General features: G+C 70.1%; 7 protein-coding genes. 5 read left to right on the top strand and 2 right to left on the bottom strand.

Annotated features, from left to right (window positions below):
- Positions 1 to 229 precede the first annotated feature (229 nt).
- Both ACYVLQ_RS15125 and ACYVLQ_RS15120 read left to right on the top strand, forming a co-directional pair.
- The gene (locus tag ACYVLQ_RS15125; RefSeq protein WP_460698084.1) at positions 230 to 14,488 is read left to right on the top strand and encodes a non-ribosomal peptide synthetase; all 14,259 of its coding nucleotides are present in this window, start codon (positions 230 to 232) and stop codon (positions 14,486 to 14,488) included.
- Between the two features lie 27 nt (positions 14,489 to 14,515).
- Complete coding sequence (locus ACYVLQ_RS15120) at positions 14,516 to 15,445, top strand: aldo/keto reductase (protein WP_460698083.1); 930 nt, start codon at positions 14,516 to 14,518, stop codon at positions 15,443 to 15,445.
- Positions 15,446 to 15,800: 355 nt separating this feature from the next.
- Here the strand turns inward: ACYVLQ_RS15120 and glnA are convergent, their stop codons facing one another.
- Positions 15,801 to 17,237, bottom strand: a complete 1,437-nt coding sequence (gene glnA, locus ACYVLQ_RS15115) for a type I glutamate--ammonia ligase (RefSeq protein ID WP_460698082.1) — start codon at positions 17,235 to 17,237, stop codon at positions 15,801 to 15,803.
- A gap of 342 nt (positions 17,238 to 17,579) precedes the next feature.
- Between glnA and ACYVLQ_RS15110 the strand changes: the two genes are divergently transcribed.
- Complete coding sequence (locus tag ACYVLQ_RS15110; protein ID WP_460698081.1) at positions 17,580 to 18,038, top strand: RDD family protein; 459 nt, start codon at positions 17,580 to 17,582, stop codon at positions 18,036 to 18,038.
- A gap of 15 nt (positions 18,039 to 18,053) precedes the next feature.
- Here the strand turns inward: ACYVLQ_RS15110 and ACYVLQ_RS15105 are convergent, their stop codons facing one another.
- Positions 18,054 to 18,797, bottom strand: coding sequence for a DUF4191 domain-containing protein (locus ACYVLQ_RS15105; RefSeq protein WP_460698080.1), 744 nt, complete (start codon positions 18,795 to 18,797; stop codon positions 18,054 to 18,056).
- Between the two features lie 205 nt (positions 18,798 to 19,002).
- Between ACYVLQ_RS15105 and ACYVLQ_RS15100 the strand changes: the two genes are divergently transcribed.
- Positions 19,003 to 19,752, top strand: coding sequence for an ATP-binding protein (locus tag ACYVLQ_RS15100; RefSeq protein WP_460698079.1), 750 nt, complete (start codon positions 19,003 to 19,005; stop codon positions 19,750 to 19,752).
- Between the two features lie 161 nt (positions 19,753 to 19,913).
- The gene (locus ACYVLQ_RS15095) at positions 19,914 to 20,282 is read left to right on the top strand and encodes an anti-sigma factor antagonist (protein ID WP_460698078.1); all 369 of its coding nucleotides are present in this window, start codon (positions 19,914 to 19,916) and stop codon (positions 20,280 to 20,282) included.
- Positions 20,283 to 20,285 lie beyond the last annotated feature (3 nt).

Genomic DNA, 20,285 nt, shown 5'->3' with positions numbered 1-20,285 from the left:
GATCGACGCGGCGCGGCCGGTCCGAGTCGGTTTCGCGGGGCGCCACGACGATTCGCGGTGTTCCCGAAATATATTTCCAGTATTGGGAATACGCGAAAAAGTTGCCGAATTCGGTGTGAATAGTACGACTCGTGTCGATATCCGGGTCCGCCTGTGAAACGTATTTCCGTTCCGGGCAATGATTTTCGTGCGGGTAGAGCTGGTATGAGGCAAGAGGTGAAGCACCAAAGTGGGTAGGGATCGTCGTTCCTCGCGTGGTAGTCGTCGTCGAGGCGGCGGCCTGCTGTTCGCGAATTTGCTCACCGCGGCGGTGGAATCCGCGGCCGACGCCGTCGCCGTGCGCGTCCCCCCATCCGGCGCGGGGGCCGAGGCCCGGCAGCTGACCTACCGGGAGCTCGACGAGACCTCCTCACGGCTGGCCCGCGAACTCATCGACCGCGGGATCGGCGCGGGTGATACGGTCGCGATCGGCATCGCCCGCAGCATCGAATCGGTGCTGGCGGTCTGGGCGGTAGCGAAGACCGGCGCGGCCTTCGTGCCGGTGGACCCGGCCTATCCGCCCGAGCGGATCGCGCATCTGCTCTCCGATTCCGGCGCGGCGCTCGGCCTGACCACCACCGCGCACCGACCGGCCTTCGGCACCGGCACCGACTGGCTCGAGCTGGACGAGCCCGCTCAGGCCGCCCGGGTCGCCGAACGGCCTTCGCATCCGATCTCCTACGCCGACCGCGTGCGCCCGCTGACCGAGCAGCATCCGGCCTACGTCATCTACACCTCGGGGTCCACGGGGCGGCCGAAGGGCGTCGTGGTCACCCACGCCGGGCTCGGTGCGCTGGTGGCCTACGTGCGCGAACGCTTCGGGGTGCGCGGGGATTCGCGGATGACGCACGTGTGCTCGCCGAACTTCGATCCCTCCGTCCTGGAATTTCTGGCCACTTTTTCCTCGGGCGCGACGCTGGTGGTGGTGCCGCCGAAGGTGATCGGCGGCGCCGACCTGACGGAGCTGCTGCGGCGCGAACGGGTGACGCACCTGCTGATCACGCCCGGCGTCCTGGAGTCGGTGGATCCGGCGGACCTCAGCGACCTCGCGGTCGTGATGGTCGGCGGGGATCGGCTCGGTCCGGAGCTGGTCGGGCGGTGGGCGCGCGACGGTCGGTCGTTCGCCAACGTCTACGGCCCGACCGAGGCCACGATCTGGGCCACCGCCACCGCGCCGATGGCGGCGGACGAGCCGATCACGATCGGCACCGCGCTCCCCGGGTTCGGCGCCTTCGTTCTCGACGCGCGGCTGCGCCCCGTGCCGTCCGGCGTCACAGGCGAGTTGTATCTGTCGGGTCCGGCGCTGGCGCAGGGGTATCTGGGACGGCCCGGCCTGACCGCGGGGCAGTTCGTCGCGAGCCCGTTCGGTGCCGATACGGGAAGCCCGGGCACCCGGCTGTACCGTACCGGAGACCTGGTGCGGCGCAACGAATCCGACGGCGCGATCGAATATCTCGGCCGCTCGGATTTCCAGGTCAAGATCCGCGGTTTCCGGATCGAACTGGGCGAGATCGACAACGCGCTCACCGCCCATCCGGATATCGACTACGCGGCCACCATCGGCCACACCCAGCCCTCGGGCGCGGCGGCGCTGGTGGCCTACGTGCTGCCGCGCGTCGGAACCGCCGTCGACACCGCCGCGCTGGCGGAGTTCCTCGCGGAGTCGTTGCCCGCGCACATGATTCCGGCACTGATCATGGTGCTGGACGAGATTCCGCTGACCCCGGTCGGCAAGCTCGACCGCGCCGCCCTGCCCGCACCGGTCTTCGAGACGCGGGAATTCCGTGCCCCGGCCACCGCGGACGAGACCGTCCTGGCCGAGCTGTTCGCCGCCGTGCTCGGCGTGGAGCGGGTGAGCGTGGACGATTCGTTCTTCGCGCTGGGCGGCGACTCGATCCTGTCGATTCAGCTGGTGTCGCGGGCCAAGGCCCGCGGTATCGTGTTCAGCGCGCAGGACGTCTTCCAACATCGCACGGTGGCGGCGCTGGCCGAGATCGCTTCCCGCGCAGCAACATCCGTGCGGGAGGAGCTGGCCGAGCTGCCCGGCGGAGGGGTGGGCGAGATCCCGCTGACGCCGCTGATCGCGGCGACCGTGCGCGGCGGCACGTCGTATGAGCGGTACTCGCAGTCGATGTCGCTGCGCCTGCCCGAGGGCATCGACCGCGACATCCTGGTCGCGACGCTGGGCGCAGTGTTCGACCACCACGACATCCTGCGCGCCCGGCTGCGCGGTTCGGCGGAGCAGGGCTGGACCTTCGAGGCGCTGGAGCCTGGCGCGGTCGACGTCGATGTGCTGCTGCACCACGTGCAGGTGCCCGCCGAGATCGACGATGCCGGTCTGTCGCGGCTGGCGAGCACGGAATATGATGCGGCACTGGGCCGTCTGGACCCGGCCGCGGCCGCGATGGTGCGGTTCGTCTGGTTCGCGTTCCCGGAACAGGACACTCGCCGTGACGTGCTGCTCGTCGTCGCGCACCACTTCGTCATCGACGGCGTGTCCTGGCGGATCCTGATCCCGGATCTCGCGATGGCGTGGCTGCAGGTGGTGGCCGGTCAGCCGGTGTCGTTGCCCGCCAACGGAACCTCGGTGCGGCGCTGGGCACACGCGCTGGCCGAGGCGGCCGAGGATCCGGCGCGGATCGCGGAACTGCCTTTCTGGCAAGAGGTTTCACAGACTCCCGATCCGCTGCTCGGTACCCGGCCGCTCGATCCCGCCGTCGACACCTTCGCTACGCTCGACCGAGTACAGGTAACGGTCCCGGCCGCCGTGACCGATGCGGTGCTGACCGCGATCCCGGCGGCGTACCGCGGCGGCGTCAACGACGGTCTGCTGTCGGCGCTGGCGCTGGCGGTGAGCCGCTGGCGTGGCGAGACCACCGCCCGCCCGGCGCTGGTCAAGCTCGAGGGGCACGGTCGTGAGGAGGACTTCGCCCCGGGCGCGGATCTGTCCCGCACGGTCGGCTGGTTCACCAGCGCGTACCCCGTGCGGATCGATCCGGCGGGCGCGGATCTCGCCGAGGCCTTCGACGGTGGCCCTGTGCTGGGGTCGGTGCTGAAGGCGGTGAAGGAGCAGTTGCTGGCGGTGCCGGGCCGGGGCCTCGGCTACGGCCTGCTGCGCCATCTGAATCCCGAGACCGCCGCGCAGCTGCCCGCGTCCGGTCAGATCGCCTTCAACTACCTGGGCCGCGTGTCGGCCGGGGGCGCCGCGGACGCGGGGGAGATCGCCGAAGCGGGCTGGGCGCCGGTCACCGATCTGGGGTCGCTCGACGCGGAGCTGGATTCCGATATGCCCGCGAACGGGGTGATCGACATCAACGCGATCGTCACCGACGGCGCCGAAGGCCCGCGGCTGGGCGCGTCGTTCGCCTTCCCGACCGGGCTGCTGTCGCGCGAGCGGGTGCAGGAACTCGCCGATCTGTGGGTCGAGGCGCTCACCGCGCTGGCCCGGCACGCGCGGCGCCCGGAGTCCGGTGGCCGCACGCCGTCGGATCTGCCGCTGGTCCGGGTCACCCAGCCGGATATCGAAGGGTGGGAACGCGATTACCCGGCGCTGAGCGATGTGTGGCCGCTGTCGCCGCTGCAGTCGGGCCTGCTGTTCCACGCCCTGATGGCGCAGGCGACGGTGGATATCTACACCACCCAAGCCCGGGTGGACCTGGGCGGCACGCTGGACACCGGCCGATTGCGCGCGGCCGCGCAGGCGATCGTGGACCGCTACCCGAATCTGCGGGCTGCCTTCGTCCCCGACTCCGGCGGGCACGCCGTGCAGCTGATCATGGATTCGGTCGAAGTGCCTTGGCGCGAGGTGGATCTGACGCACCTGCCCGAGTCCGAGCGGGCGGCGGAGCTGGAACGGCTGGTGGTCGCCGAGCGCGAAACCCGCTTCGACATGGCCGCCGCGCCGCTGATGCGCTTCGTCCTGTACCGCACCTCGGCCGCCTCCGACGGGCGGTGGCATCTGGTGATCACGTCCCACCACATCCTGCTCGACGGCTGGTCGATACCGTTGCTCATGCGGGATCTGTTGCTGCTGTACGCAACTCGCGGTGATCGGTCCGCGCTGCCGCGAGTGGCGTCCTACCGCACGTTCCTGGACTGGCTCGCGAGCCGGGACCGCGTGGCGTCGCTGCGGGTGTGGGAACGCGCGCTGTCAGGTGTGGACGAGCCGACCCAGCTCGCGCCGCGGGCGCACGGTCCCGAGGGGCACGGAATCAGCAAGCTGGCCACCGAGATCGATGCCGAGCGCACCCGCCGCCTCAGCGAGCGCGCCGCCGACCTCGGCGTCACGGTGAACACCATCGTCCAAGCGGGCTGGGGCATTCTGCTGAGCAGGCTCACGGGCCGCGACGATGTCGTGTTCGGCGCCACGGTGTCCGGCCGCCCGGCCGAGTTGACCGGTGTGGAATCCATGGTGGGCCTGTTCATCAACACGCTGCCCGTGCGGGTCCGCGTCGACGATCGCGCCGCGCGGGGCGAACTGCTGCGGCGGCTGCAGGCCGAGCAGGCGGAGCTGTTCGACCACCACTATGTCGGGCTGCCGGATATCCAGCAGATCGCCGGTGCGGGAGCGCAATTCGACTCCCTGATCATCTTCGAATCCTATCCGATCGACCGGGACGCCATCGCCGCCGCCAGCTCCATCGACGGGCTGTCGGTGACCGGGGTCGGCATGCACGACGAGACGCACTACCCGCTGACGCTGATGGTGCTGGCCGATTCGACCATCGAGTTCACCTGGAAGTACCTGAACAGCCGGTTCACCGCCGACGAGGTGGAAGCTCTTGCGGCACGGATGGTCCGGGTGCTGGACGCGTTGATCGACGACCACGACGCGCCGGTGGGCGAGATCGACATCATGCGCTCCGCCGCCGAGCGGGACCGGATCGTTCTGGACTGGAACGAGACCCGGCATCCGGTGCGGTCCGAACTGCTGCTGGACGGTTATCGCCGCGCGGTGGCCGAGCATCCGGATCGGGTCGCGGTGGCCTTCGAGGGCCACGAGCTGACCTATCGCGAGTTCGACGAGCGGGTCAACGTGCTGGCCCGGCGCCTGATCTACCAGGATGTCGGACCGGAATCGCTGGTCGGCCTGGCCGTGCGGCGGTCGCTGGACCTGGTCGTCGGCATGTACGCGATCATCACCGCGGGCGGTGCGTACGTGCCGCTCGATCCGGATCATCCGGCCGAGCGCATCGCGCACGTGCTGGAGACCGCGCAACCGGTGTGCGTGCTCAGCACGACGGCGGACGCGGTGCCCGTGCCCGGCGATATCCCGGTGCTGCATATGGACACCGTGGATCTCGACGGTTTCGACGGCACCCCGGTGCGGGCGGACGAGCTGCTGGAACCCGTGCATCCGGACAATCCGGCCTACGTGATCTTCACGTCGGGGTCGACGGGTCGCCCGAAGGGTGTGGCGGTGTCGCACGGGGCGATTCACAATCAGGTCGAATGGATGCTGGCCGAGTACCCGATGGGTGTCGACGACGTCTACTTCCAGAAGACCGCGACCACGTTCGACGTGTCGCTGTGGGGTTATTTCATGCCGTTGCGGGCCGGGGCGAAGTTGGTGGTCGCCACGCACGACGGCCATCGCGATCCGCGGTATATCGCGGAAACGATTGCCGCACAGCGTGTTACGGTCACCGACTTCGTGCCTTCGATGCTGACGGTGTTCGCCACGCAGATTCCCGAGGGTTCCATACCGTCGCTGCGCGATGTGTTCGTGATCGGTGAGGCGTTGCCGCCGGAGACCGTTGCCGCGCTGCGGTCGGTGTCGGAGGCGGCGGTGCACAACCTGTACGGGCCGACCGAGGCGGCGGTGTCGATCACGTACTGGCCCGCCACGGGCGAGGAGCGGTCGGGTGTGCCGATCGGGCGGCCGCAGTGGAATTCTCAGGTGTACGTGCTGGATTCGCGGTTGCGGCCGGTGCCTGCCGGGGTCCCGGGTGAGCTGTATCTCGCCGGTGTCCAGTTGGCGCGCGGGTATGTTGCCCGTCTCGATCTGACCTCGGATCGGTTCGTGGCCAACCCCTTCGGGGCTGCTGGCACGGGTGGGCGGATGTATCGCACCGGTGATCTCGTGGTGTGGCGCGAGGGTGGGGTGCTGGAGTACATCGGGCGCACCGACTTCCAGGTGAAGTTCCGGGGGCAGCGCATCGAATTGGGTGAGATCGAATCGGCGCTGTTGGCGCAGCCTTCGGTGAGCCAGGCCGTCGCCTTGGTGCTGCCGTCCGAACTGGGCGACCAACTGGTGGCATACGCGGTCCCCGCACCCGGTGCGCGGATCGATGCGGATCAGCTGCTCGCTGCGCTGCGGCGGACGCTGCCCGTCTACATGGTCCCGGCGGCGCTCGTGGAGCTGGCCGAGTTCCCGCTCAACACCAGCGGCAAACTGGACCGGAAGGCCTTGCCGCGGCCGCGATTCGCTGCCCGCGAGTTCCGGGCGCCCGCCACCCCGATCGAGGAGATCGTGGCCGGGGTGTTCGCCGACGTACTCGGCATGGACCGCGTGGGCGCCGACGACGACTTCTTCGCCCTCGGCGGCAATTCGCTGATCGCCACCCAGGTGGTCGCGCGGTTGAGCGCGGCGCTCGATACGCGAGTGTCGGTGCGGACGCTGTTCGACACGCCGTCGGTGGCCGCGCTGGCCGCCGGGATCGTGCCGGGTGCGGGCGACGCGGACGACCGGCCGCCGCTGGCCCGCGCCGAACGGCCGGAATTCGTGCCGCTGTCGCTGGCGCAGCAGCGCATGTGGCTGCTCAACCAGGTCGACCCCGAATCCCCGTCGTACAACCTGCCTTTCGCCATTCGCCTGACCGGCGACCTGGACGTACCCGCGCTGCGGCAGGCCGTCGCGGACGTCCTGGAGCGGCACGAGGCCTTGCGCACCCGGTTCCCGGTGCGCGGACCCGGCGGGGAACCGTACGAGGAGATCCTGCCGGTGGCAGAGGCGCTGCCGGACGGCCTGGTGGTCGAGTCCGCGATGCCCGGCGACCACGACAAGGTCGCCGCGCTGATGTCCGCGGGGTTCGACGTCACCGCGCAGCCGCCCGTGCGGGCCCGACTGTTCTCCGACGCGGCGGCGGGCGATCACCTGCTCGTCGTTGTCGTGCACCACATTTCGGCGGACGGTGTATCCCTGGCGCCGCTCGCTCGTGATCTGGTCACCGCCTACCTGGCGCGGACCGGCGGCACGGCGCCGGGCTGGGCGCCGCTCGCGGTGCAGTACGCCGACTTCGCGATCTGGCAGCGGTCGGTCATCGGTACCGACGAGGACGAGACATCCGTCGCCGCAGGGCAATTGGACTATTGGCGACGGCAACTCGCCGGTGTGTCCGGCGCCGCGCGGCTGGCGCTGGACCGTGCCCGCCCGGCCCGGCCGTCCGGCCGGGGCGCCGCGGTCACGGCCGCCGTCCCCGCGGCCGCGCACGCCGGGCTGGCCCGTATTGCGCGCGAACACAATTCGTCGTTGTTCATGGTGGTGCACGCCGCGCTGGCGGCGCTGCTGGCCCGCTTCTCCGGCGGATCGGACATCGCGGTCGGCACGCCGATCGCGGGCCGGGGCGCCGCGGTCCTCGACGATCTCGTCGGCATGTTCGTAAACACGCTGACCCTGCGCGTGGACGTCGATCGCGCCGCCCCGTTCGCGGCGCTCGTCGAGCGGGCACGCGAGACCGACCTGTCGGCCTTCGCGCACGCGGATATCCCGTTCGAGCGGGTGGTCGAGACGGTCACTGCCGGCGCGGACGGTCCGCCGTTCCAGGTGATGCTGTCGTTCCAGCACCTCGAACAGCCCGCGCTCGAGCTGCCGGGTCTCACGGTCGCGGCGGTCGACACCGGCGAGATCGTGGCCAAGTTCGATCTGCAGGTCACCGTCGAGCCGCGCTATGCCGAGGACGGCGCCCCGGACCAGCTGGTCGCCGAATTCACCTACGCGACGGACGTTTTCGACGAATCCACCGTGCGAGACCTGGGGCGGCGGTTCGAGCGGCTGCTCACCGCGGTCGCCGCGAATCCGCAGGCGGTCGTCGGCGACGTGGATCTGCTCGACGCGGCCGAACGCGACCGGGCGCTGTCCGCGCCCGCCCGGCCGGAACCCGCGGCGCGGGACGCGGCGACCCTGCTGCCGCAGTTGCTCGCCGCCGCCGTCGACGACAACCCGGACGGCATCGCGGTCGTGCTCGCGGATGCCGCGCAGCGGCTGGACGAGCTGGAGTACGTCGACCTCGACGAGCGGTCGACCCGGCTGGCGCGACTGCTGATCGGCCGCGGCGTCGGCCCGGAAGACCTGGTGGCCGTGGGCATTCCGCGCTCGGTGGAGTCGGTGCTCGCGGTCTGGGCGATCGCGAAGACCGGCGCGGGATTCGTGCCCGTGGACCCGACCTACCCGACCGAGCGGATCGCCCACATGGTCGCGGATTCGCATGCGGTACTGGGGCTTACGGCCGAGCGGCTGGCCGCCGGGCTACCCGGTGAGCTGCCGTGGCTGACCGTCGACGGCGACGATGTGGACAGCGAACTCGACGGCTACTCGGCCGATCCCGTGACCGATGCCGACCGTCTGCGGCCGTTGCGCGCCGAGCATCCGGCGTACGCCATCTACACCTCCGGATCGACCGGCAAGCCCAAGGGCGTGATCGTCACGCAGGCCGGGCTGGCGGGCTTCTGCGCCGAACAGCGTGAGCGGTACCGGGTGACGAGCAGTTCCCGCACTCTGCATTTCGCGTCGCCGTCGTTCGACGCCTCGGTGCTGGAACTGCTGCTGGCCGTCGGCGGGGCCGCCACGATGGTGGTGGCCGCGCCGGCCGTCTACGGCGGCGCGGAACTGGCCGCGCTGCTGCGCCGGGAGCGGGTGACGCACGCGTTCATCACGCCGTCGGCGCTGGCGTCGGTCGATCCCGAGGGTCTGGACAAGCTGCGGGTGGTGATCGCCGGCGGCGAGGCCTGCCCGCCGGACCTGGTGCGGCGCTGGGTGATTCCGATCGCCGGCGGCCGCACCCGCGAACTGTACAACGGCTACGGGCCGACCGAGACGACGATCATGACCAACATCAGCGCGCCGCTGGCGCCGGGGGAGACCGTCACCATCGGCGGACCGATTCGCGGCATCACCGAATACGTGCTGGACGAACGCCTCTCGGCGGTGCCCGGCCGGGCAGTCGGCGAGCTGTACATCACCGGCGCGCAGCTGTCGCGGGGATATCACGAGCGGCCCGCGCTGACCGCGGCCCGGTTCGTCGCCAACCCGTTCGGTTCCGGAGGCGAACGGCTGTACCGGACCGGCGATCTGGTGCGGCGCACCGGCGACGGGAACGTGGAGTATCTGGGCCGCAACGACTTCCAGGTCAAAATCCGCGGGTTCCGCATCGAACTGGGCGAGATCGACGCGGTCCTCGCCGGGCACGAGGCGGTCGATTTCGCCGTCACCGTAGGGCACGAACTGCCCAGCGGCGCGACGATTCTCGTCTCCTACGTGCACGCGGCCCCGGGATCCGAGGTCGCGGTGGCGGATCTGACCGCGCTGGCCGAGGCCAACCTGCCCGCGCACATGGTGCCGACGACCGTGATGCTGCTCGACGAGATCCCGCTCACCCCGGTCGGCAAGCTGGACCGCGCAGCGCTGCCCGCGCCCGTCCTGCACACCCGAGAATTCCGCGCGCCGTCCGGTCGGCTGGAAGAACTGGTCGCGGACGTATTCGCCGAATTGCTCGGTCCCGCGACGCCCGTCGGCGCCGACGACGACTTCTTCGAACTCGGCGGCAACTCGCTGATCGGGACCCGGCTGATGGCGCGGCTGGGCGCCGCGCTGAACCTGCGGGTGCCGGTCCGGCTGCTGTTCGAGGCGCCGACGGTAACGGCGCTGGCGGTCCGGTTGGGCGAGCAGAGGGCCGCCGACGACCGTCCCGCTCTCACCGCGGGCCCACGGCCGGAACAGATTCCGCTGTCGCTGGCACAGCAGGGACTCTGGCTGCTCAACCGGCTCGACACCGCCTCGGTGGCCTACAACGTGCCGCTGGCGGTGCGACTCACCGGCGCCGTGGACGCCGACGCGCTGCAGGCCGCCATCGCGGACCTGGTGGCCCGCCACGAGATCCTGCGCACGGTCTACCCGCCGCGGGAGACGCCGGACGGGAGCGGGCGCGATGCCGCGGTCCAGGTGATTCTGCCTGCGTCGCAGGCGGTTCCGCAGCTGCGCGTCGTGCCCGTCGACCCCGCGGATCTGACGGCGGAGCTGGCCGCGCTGGCGCGGACGGTGTTCGATCTCACCGCCGAGATACCGGTGCGAGTCGTGCTGTTCGACCTCGGCGCCGCGCCCACCGTCGGGCGCGAGTACGTGCTCGCGATGGTGGTGCACCACATCGCCGCCGACGGCTCGTCGATCGGCCCGCTTGCCCGCGACCTGATGACCGCCTATGCGGCGCGCGGCGCGGGGGCCGCACCCGATTGGGCTCCGCTGCCGGTGCAGTACGCCGATTTCAGCATCTGGCAGCGGGCGGTGGTCGGATCCGAGGACGATCCGCGGTCGCCGGTATCCGAGCAGATCGCCTATTGGCGGGAGGCCCTCGCCGGGCTGCCCGACCAGCTGGACCTGCCGTCGGATCGGCCGCGTCCGCTGGTGCGGTCCATCGCCGGTGGCCGGGTCGAGATCGCCATCGATGCCGAAACCCACCGCGCGCTGGCCGATTTGGCGCGCGCGGAGGGCGCGACGCTGTTCATGGTCGTGCACACCGCGCTGGCGGTGCTGCTGGCGCGGCTGTCGGGCACCGACGACATCGCGATCGGCGGGCCGGTCGCCGGGCGTGGCGACGCCGCGCTGGACGACCTGATCGGCATGTTCATCAACACCCTGGTGTTCCGCACCCGCTACGACGGCGACGCGAGCTTCCGCGAGCAACTGGCCCGGCAGCGCGAATCCGACATCCAGGCGTTCGCACACGCCGACGTGCCGTTCGAGCGCCTGGTCGACGCGCTGAATCCGGTGCGGTCGACCGCCCGCCACCCGCTGTACCAGGTGGCGCTGTCGTTCCAGAATCTGGGCTCGGTCGAATTGGAACTGCCCGGGCTGACCGTGACGAGTCTGGACATCGGCGCCGAGGTCTCGCAGTTCGACCTGCACTGGATGATCGGCGACACCTACGACGCGGCGGGCGCCCCGGCGGGGCTCGGCGGCATCGTCACCTACGCCACCGACATGTTCTCCCACGACACCGTGCGGGGTTTCGTGGAGCGGTTCGTGCGCCTGCTCGCGGCGATCGCCGCGGACCCCGGTGCCGCGGTCGGCGATATCGACCTGCTCGACGCGGGCGAGCGCGCGCGGCTGCTGTCCGATGCGGCCGACACCGCGCATCCCGTGGCGGGAGAGTTGCTGCTGACCGGCTACCGCCGCGCCGTGGCCGCGACGCCGGACGCACCGGCGCTGGTCTCCGGCGAAACCGCCTGGAGCTACGGAGAATTCGATGCGCGGGTGAACCGTTTGGCGCGGTACCTGATCGCGCAGGGGATCGGCCCGGAGTCCGTGGTGGCACTGGCGATCCCGCGCTCGCCGGAGCTGCTGGTGGCGATGTACGCGGTGCTGACCGCGGGCGGCGCGTACCTGCCCCTGGATCTCGACCATCCGGCCGGGCGCATCGCCTACGTGCTGGAGACAGCCGAACCCGTCTGCGTGCTGACTGCCGGTGGTAATTCGGTGCCGGAGAACGGCATTCGGGTCGTCGACATCGAGGCCCTCGAATTGTCCGAGTACGCCGCCGATTCCGTCGCCGCCCGTGAACTGCGCGCCCCGGTGCGACCGGACCACCCGGCGTACGTGCTGTTCACCTCCGGGTCGACCGGCCGCCCCAAGGGCGTGCTGGTCTCGCACGGCGCGATCACCAACCAGATCGAATGGATGGTGGCGCACTACGGATTCGAGCCCGGCGACACCTATCTGCAGAAGACGGCGACCACGTTCGACGTCTCGCTGTGGGGCTTCTTCGCGCCGCTGTGGGCGGGTGCGCGGTTGGTGCTGGCGGCGCCGGACGGCCAGCGCGACCCGAGCTATATCGCCGGGTTGATCGCCACCCACGGGGTGACGCTCACCGATTTCGTACCGTCGGTGCTGCAGGTGTTCCTCGCCGCCGCGCGGGCGGAGCAATTGTCCTCGCTGCGTGATGTTTTCGTCATCGGCGAGGCGCTGCCGCCGGGGACCGTCGCCGAGTTCGCCGCGCTGTCCGACGCGGGTCTGCACAACCTGTACGGGCCCACGGAGGCCGCCGTCTCGGTGACCTACCGGCAGGCCTCGACCCGCGACCGCGCGACCGTGCCGATCGGTGTCGCGCAATGGAATACGCGCACCTACGTACTCGATACCCGACTGCACCCGGTGCCCGCCGGAGTGGTCGGCGAATTGTATTTGGCGGGAGACCAGTTGGCGCGCGGATACCTGCGGCGCGCGGAGCTGACCGCGGATCGCTTCGTCGCCGACCCCTTCGGGGGGATGAGTGCCTCAGGGGGCAACGGCGCCCGGATGTACCGCACCGGTGATCTGGTCCGCCGCGACGCCGACGGTGTGCTGGAATACCTGGGCCGCAGCGACTTCCAGGCGAAGATCCGCGGCCACCGCATCGAGCTGGGCGAGATCGAGGCCGCCCTGCTGGCCGACCCCGCCGTCGCCCAGGCGGTAGTGGTCGCGGCGGCCACGGAGACCGGCGACCAGCTCGCCGCCTACGTGGTCCCGGCCGCGCCGACAGACTCAGTCCCCGCGGGCTCTACCGCGACGATCGCTGGTTCGGCGGACGCCGTGACGGCTCCCGCTGCCTCGGACGCTGGTACTTCGATCGCTGAGGCGGTGGATTCCGCTGTCCCGGGCGCTATCTCGGTGGACGGACTGCGGGAATCGCTGGGGCAGGTGCTGCCGTCGTACATGGTGCCGTCGGTGATCATGGTGCTGGACTCCTTCCCGACCAATGACGCGGGCAAGCTGAATCGGGCGGCGTTGCCGCGGCCGGTCTTCCGGGCCCGCGAGTACGTCGAACCGGTCACCGTCACCGAACGCCTTGTCGCCGAGGCGTTCTCCGAGGTGCTCGCCGTGGCCCGGGCGGGCGCCGAGGACGACTTCTTCGACCTCGGCGGCACCTCGCTGCTGGCGTTCACGCTGCAGCGCGCGCTGACCGCCCGGCTCGGCGTGGACGTGCCGATGGCCGCGGTGTTCACCGCGCCCACCGTGCGCGGCCTCGCCGCCCGCATCGACAACCCGACCGAACCGGCCGCCGCGCCGCCGCCGGTCGACTTCGCCATGCTCGCCGCCGATGCCGTGCTCGAACCGGATATCGACGGCGCGGGCGCGGCCCCCGGTCGCACGCGGGCGCCGCGCGACGTGCTGCTCACCGGCGTCACCGGATTCGTCGGCGCACATCTGGCACGAGAGTTGTTGTCCGGCACCGACGCCCGCGTGTGGTGCCTGGTGCGGGCCGATGACGAGGAACAGGCGCACAAGCGGATTCGCGGCGCCCTGGAGAAGTACCGCATCTGGGACGACGCCGATCGCCGCCGGATCGTCGCGGTGCCGGGCGATCTGGCCGTGCCCAGGCTCGGGCTGGACGGCCCCGAATACGCCCGCCTGGCCGACCGGATCGAGGCGATCTACCACAACGGCGCCCGCGTCAATCACATCGAGCCCTACGCCCGGCTGCGGGCGGCGAATGTGGCGGGCACCCGCGAGGTGCTGCGGCTGGCGACGCTCGGGCGGATCAAACCCGTGCACTTCGTCTCCACCGTCAACGCGGTCGTACCGGCCACTCCCGCACCGGATTTCGTCGGCCGCGAGGACGCCCACCTCGACGTCCGCGACGTGGCCGCGAACGGGTATGTCGCCAGCAAATGGGTTGCCGAGCAGTTGGTCCGGCAGGCGGGGGAGCGCGGCGTCCCGGTGAGTATCTACCGCCCCGGAATCGTGAGTGGCGATCCGCGGGTCGGGGTGAACAGCGTCGACGACTCGTTCTGGAACATGATCCGGGCCGCCGCCGTACTCGGACTGGCGCCCGACACCGGTGACGCCGCCATGCCGCTGGTCCCGGTGAACTACGTCGTGCAGGCCATCGTGGCGCTGTCCGCGCGGCCCGCCGACGGTTCGGCCTACCATCTGGTGCACTCGGAGTCGGTGGCGATCGCCGATATCTTCGACTCGTTGCGCGGCAACGGGATCGCGGTGTCGGTCGCCCCGATCGAGGAGATCGCGGCCCGGTTGGCCGAGGAGGCCGCCGCCCGCGATGCGTCCGGCGACGATTCGCTCGTGCGCGCGGTGTTGGTCAGCGGCAACTACGGTGGAACCGTCGCGCCCGTCGACGACACCCGGACGCGGGCGGCGCTGCGCGGCGCGGGCATCCACTGCCCGCCGATCGATGCGGCGGCGCTGGACGCCTATGTCCGGTCCTTCATCAACTCGGGCTTCTTTCCCAGCCCCGACTGATCAGCCATCCCCGTTCGGAAGGAATGTATGACCACCCAAGCCGACTCGCGTCCCGCCGCCGCCTCGGGCACCTTCGCCCTCGGCGGCGATCTGCCCGTGCATCGCCTGGGCTACGGCGCGATGCAGATCACCGGCCCCGGCGTGTGGGGTGATCCGAAGGATCCGGAGGAGGCGATCCGAGTGCTGCGCCGGGCCGCCGAGCTGGGTGTCACCTTCATCGACACCGCGGACTCCTACGGTCCGTTCGTCAGCGAGACGCTCATTCGCCATGCGCTGCACCCGTATTCGGACGATATGGTCATCGCGACGAAGGGCGGGCTGAGCCGTCCCCGCCCGGGCGAGTGGATCCCCGTCGGCCGTCCCGAATACCTGCGCCAGCAGCTCGAGCTGAGCCTGCGCCACCTGGGCGTGGAGCGCATCGATCTGTACCAGCTGCACCGTATCGACGCGCAGGTGCCGCTGGCCGATCAGGTCGGCGAGCTGGCGGCGCTGCAGAAGGAGGGGAAGATCCGGCATATCGGGCTGTCCCAGGTCACGGTGGCGCAGTTGGCGCAGGCGCGCAAGATCGCCGAGATCGTCTCCGTGCAGAATCTGTACAACCTGGCCGACCGCAGCGCCGAGGACGTCCTCGACTACGCCGAGGCGAACGATATCGCGTTCATCCCCTGGTTCCCCATGGCCACCGGCGATCTCGCCCGGCCGGGCGGACCGCTCGACACCTTCAAGCGCGAAGACGCCACCCCGTCGCAGCTCGCCCTCGCCTGGCTGCTGCGCCGGTCGCCGGTCATCCTGCCCATCCCCGGCACCTCCAGCGTCGCGCACGTGGAGGAGAACATCGCCGCGGCCACCCTCACCCTCACCCTCACCGACGACGAGTACGCCGCCCTGTCCGCGGTGAACAAGCCCGCCGCCGCGGCGAAGGGCTCACGCTTCCGCCTGCCGAAGCTGGGGCGCTGATCGGGTCGGCCGTTGCCGGACCGGCGGTCAGGGCGACGGCCGTAACGGCCGCGCCGAGAAGGGAAATGAGCGAAATCTTCATGGCGGGCGACGTTAGAACCGGTTGCACCGTCCGCGACAGCTTTCTCATCCATCTCGCCGCCGTTGCCTCACTGAGCGGGACTGTCCACGCACTCACCGGGATTCGCTATCGACAACACAAATTCTCCTACGCCCCAAGGCATTCGAAGCCCTCCGTATGTGGCGCGCCGGAAATAAGATGAGGCATCGCGTGCCGGAGGTGATGAGGGCGAAAAGGGCGGAACCCCAGCCGAAATCGGCCGGGGCTCCGTGAGAGAACCTGCGGTACAGCGACTTACACGTCGTAGTACAGCTCGAACTCGTAGGGGTGCGGGCGCAGGTTGACCGGGGCGATCTCGTTCTCGCGCTTGAGCGAGATCCAGGTCTCGACGAGGTCCTCGGTGAAGACGTTGCCCTCGGTGAGGTACTCGTGGTCCTCCTCGAGCTTGTTGATGACCGAATCCAGGCTGGTGGGGGCCTGCGGGATGTTCTTGGCCTCCTCCGGCGGGAGCTCGTAGAGGTCCTTGTCGACCGGGGCCAGCGGCTCCAGCTTGCGCTTGATACCGTCCAGGCCCGCCATCATCATCGCGGCGAACGCCAGGTACGGGTTGCCCGAGGAGTCCGGCGCGCGGAACTCGACGCGCTTGGCCTTCGGGTTGTTGCCCGTGACCGGGATGCGGACCGCGGCCGAGCGGTTGCGCTGCGAGTACACCAGGTTGATGGGGGCCTCGTAGCCCGGCACCAGCCGGTGGTAGGAGTTGATGGTCGGGTTGGTGAAGGCCAGCAGCGACGGGGCGTGGTGCAGGATGCCCGCGATGTAGTGCCGCGCCAGATCCGACAGGCCGCCGTAGCCGGCCTCGTCGTGGAACAGCGGGCTGCCGTCCTTCCACAGCGACTGGTGCACGTGCATGCCCGAGCCGTTGTCGCCGAACAGCGGCTTCGGCATGAAGGTGACCGTCTTGCCCTCGGCCCACGCGGTGTTCTTCACGATGTACTTGAACAGCTGCAGGTCGTCGGCCGCCGACAGCAGGGTGCCGAACTTGTAGTTGATCTCGGCCTGACCGGCGGTGCCCACCTCGTGGTGGCCGCGCTCCAGCTCGAAGCCCGCGTTCTGCAGGTTGGTCGAGATCTTGTCGCGCAGGTCCACGTAGTGGTCGTAGGGCGCGACGGGGAAGTAGCCGCCCTTGTTGCGGACCTTGTAGCCGCGGTTCAGGGTGCCGTCCGGGTTGAACTCGGCGCCGGTGTTCCACGAACCGGAGACCGACTCGATCTCGTAGAAGGAGCCGTTCATCGCCGAGTCGTAGCGGATGGAGTCGAAGATGTAGAACTCCGCCTCGGGGCCGAAGAAGGCGGTATCGGCGATGCCGGTGCTCTTCAGGTACTCCTCGGCCTTGCGCGCGACGTTGCGGGGGTCGCGGCTGTAGGCCTCGCGGGTGAACGGGTCGTGCACGAAGTGGTTGAGGTTCAGGGTCTTCGCCGCGCGGAACGGGTCGATGCGAGCCGTGCTGAAGTCGGGCAGCAGGAGCATGTCCGACTCGTCGATCGACTGGAAACCGCGCACCGACGATCCGTCGAACGCCAGGCCCTCTTCGGCCAGGTCGGCCGTGAAGGCCTTCGCCGGGATCGAGAAGTGCTGCTGCACACCGGGGAGGTCGGTGAACCGGACGTCGACGTACTCGACGTCCTCCTCCTTGATGTACTTGATGACCTCGTCGGCCGTGCTGAACGCCACTTAGTACTCCTTACGGATCGGTTCCCAGCCTGTGCCGATTGCTGGGCGTCGTCGATGAACGCTATGGACGCGGTGTTTCCCGACAATCAAGACTGTGTTTCGCCAGTGTTACACGTGGCGCCGACCGCGCATCGCGGCGTCCCGGAGCCGTCCGCGGGGCCGGGTTCGACGCCGATCGTTGCTCGACCAGCACGCATATCCTGCCACTCCGCGGAAGCGGGCGGTCGCGGAGGCCCGTAAATATGTGTTACGAATCGCGCTTCGAGCGCCATGGCATGCTGAGAGTTTCCCACGCGCAACCTGCCCACCGTCCGATGTGCTTCGGCCGCCTAAGCTGGGGGCATGGCGCGAATTACCGGTTCCTGGTTGTCCGGACCTGATGCGGCGGACCCGGGTGGGCCTGGGCCGGACGAGTATCCGGGCAAGCTGCTGGGGCTGCCGGAGTCCGGCGCCGGATCGCTGGTGTCGATGATGCGGCGCATCGCCGGGCTCTTCATCGACTGGTTCATCGCGATGGGGATCGCGGCCATCATCGCGCGCGGCGGTTCCATCAACACCCTCACGCTGCTGGTGTGGTTCGCGCTCGGCGTGGGGTGCGTGACCCTGTTCGGGTTCACGCCCGGCCAGTTCTTCCTGCGCATGCGGGTGATCCGGGTGGACGCCGAGGCCACGGTCGGCATCGTCCGCGCCCTGGCCCGCCAGGTCCTGCTGATCTTCGTCGTCCCCGCCCTCTTCACCGACTCCGACGGCCGCGGCATGCACGACCGCGCCACGGGAACGGCGTTGGTCCGCTCGCGCTAGCCCGTCGTCACCGCGTCAGCGGCGGCGGATGGTGCGCTGCACGCCGCGCATCTTGGCGCCGGTGGGCAGCGGGCCCTTGGGCAGGGCGGGGCCGCCGCGGGTGGCGAGCGCCGCGAGGCGGCCCTCGATGAGTTCCATGCGCTTGGCGTCGATATTGCGGGGGAGCTTGGTCAAGTAGCGCTGCAGGCCCTTGAGCGGGACCTGGCCCTCCTCGTTGCCGATGACGACGTCGTAGATCGGGGTGTCTCCGACGAGCCGCGCGGTCTTCTTCTTCTCTTGCGCCAGTAGCGACTTCAGCCGCGACGGGGAACCCTCGGCGACCAGGATCACGCCCGGCAGGCCGATCACGCGGTGCACGGCGTCGAGTTGGGTGGTGGCGGCGACGCCCTGGGTGACGCGCCACTTGCCCTGCAGATTGTCCAGCACCCACGCGGCCGCCCCGGCCTGGCCCTCGGCCCGCGCGTACACGTTGCGCTGCACCCGGCGCCCGAAGATGATGAACGCCACCAGCGCGCCCAACAGCAGCCCGACCGGCAGGAAGAACCACTGCAGGCCCACGATCAGGCCGATCACGAACAGCACCACGGCGATGCCGACGAATGCGCCGATCATCAACGGCAGCAGGAGCTTGTCTTCCTTGCGCTGCATCTGGAACGCCTGCCAGAGCTGCTGGCGCCGCTCCTTCGACGCCTGCTTGCGCGCCGCCTTCGCCGCGGCCTTCGCTTCCTTGGACGGCTTCCCGCCCTTCCCTGCTGCCATGGCTCTCAGGATATCGGGAATGCCCGATTGCCTCGGCGGCGGGAGGGACCGGGAGGGGGCCGTTGCGGCCGTGACGGGAGGCTGTTTGGCACCGGCCGGGGCGGCTACCCGACGAAGGAGTCGGTCGGAGTCGGGCCGACGCGGTGTCGTGACGGGTCGCCGGGGCCGCAGGGCCCGACCGGCGGGACCGAAGGGTATGAGGCAGATGACGAATTCTGAAATCGTTTGGGTACGAACAGAGTTCGAGGGCTACTCGATCATCCGGCCGCGCGGCGAGCTGAATGCGCTCAACTACCGGAATTTCGGCGATGACCTGGTCAGATTCGCCATCGAGGAGCCGCGGGCCGTCATCGTGCCGGTGGACGATCTGGCGATCCCCTCCGATCTGTCGCTGACCGCGTTCTCCAGCGCCCGGATGCGCACCGGCACTTGGCCCGCGGTGCCGATCCTGCTGGTCGTGGAGGAGGCGGGAATGCGTGCCCGCTTCCGGTCCAGCGCCATCGATCGCGTCGTGCCGGTGTTCGCCACCCTCGCCGCCGCGGTGGCCGGTGTCATCGCGACGCCGCCCCGGCGGCACGCCGGGCTCAGGCTCACCCGGGCTCCGCCCTCCGGGCGCCGGGCCCGGCGATTCGTCGAGGAGGTGTGCGAGCGCTGGGCCGTGCCCGAGGTGTGTCCGGACGGCGCGCTGGTGGCGACCGAACTGGTGGAGAACTCGTTGATACACGCGGACAGCGATGACGACATCGGGCTGCGGCTGGAGCTGAGCAGGGGGACGTTCACCGTGGCGGTGTCCGATTCCGACCCCCGCGTGGCGATGCTGCGCGAACCCGCGCCGGGCTCGGAGCCGCCCGGCTCGCTGCACATCGTGGCCCGCTTGGCGCTGGCCTGGGGGTGTATTCCGCGCTGGCCGCTGGGCAAGGTGGTCTGGGCGTCGCTGCCGATTGCCCGTGCGTAGCGGCTTCGCCGACAGGTTTCGGTGGTCTGGGCGGCGGTTACTCGAAGGAAGGATCGGCCTTCAGATCGGCAGGGCGGATCCGATATCGAACGCTACGGCGCGACTACCGGGAGGGCGCTATGAGCCCCACCGTCTCCTCCATAACCCACCGCCGAGGAAGAATGTCCGGCCCGGCCGCCATCTCGTCCCGGCTCACGGGCGATATCGAGTTCCGAGGCCCGGCGCTGCTCCTGCGCGCGCAGGGCGAAGTGGACGCGTGCACGCTGCCGACCTGGAAGCACCTGCTGGATGCGGCCGCCGCGGCCGTGACCGCGCCCGGCCCGCTCGTCGTCGATCTCGAGCAACTCGACTTCATCGGATGCCGGGCGTTCGCCGCGCTGGCGGACGAGGCCGCCCGGTGCCGTCGGCGGGGTATCGACCTGCATCTGGTCAGTACGGCCTCGATCGTGCCGCGCATCATCGGCGCCGCCGACCTCTCCGCGTTGCTGCCCGTCTATCGGAGCGCCGACACCGCAGCGTCGGCCGGGTGAGCG

The organism is Nocardia thraciensis, from assembly GCF_054782435.1.
Note: the sequence above shows the minus strand (reverse complement) of the source record. Positions and strands in the feature narration are given on the sequence as shown.

Bases quoted from the DNA above. Each gene is read 5' to 3' on its own strand.
- ACYVLQ_RS15120 (WP_460698083.1), top strand. From the start codon at position 14,516: ATGACCACCCAAGCCGACTCGCGTCCCGCCGCCGCCTCGGGCACCTTC.
- ACYVLQ_RS15110 (WP_460698081.1), top strand. From the start codon at position 17,580: ATGGCGCGAATTACCGGTTCCTGGTTGTCCGGACCTGATGCGGCGGAC.
- ACYVLQ_RS15105 (WP_460698080.1), bottom strand. From the start codon at position 18,797: ATGGCAGCAGGGAAGGGCGGGAAGCCGTCCAAGGAAGCGAAGGCCGCG.
- ACYVLQ_RS15100 (WP_460698079.1), top strand. From the start codon at position 19,003: ATGACGAATTCTGAAATCGTTTGGGTACGAACAGAGTTCGAGGGCTAC.
- ACYVLQ_RS15095 (WP_460698078.1), top strand. From the start codon at position 19,914: ATGTCCGGCCCGGCCGCCATCTCGTCCCGGCTCACGGGCGATATCGAG.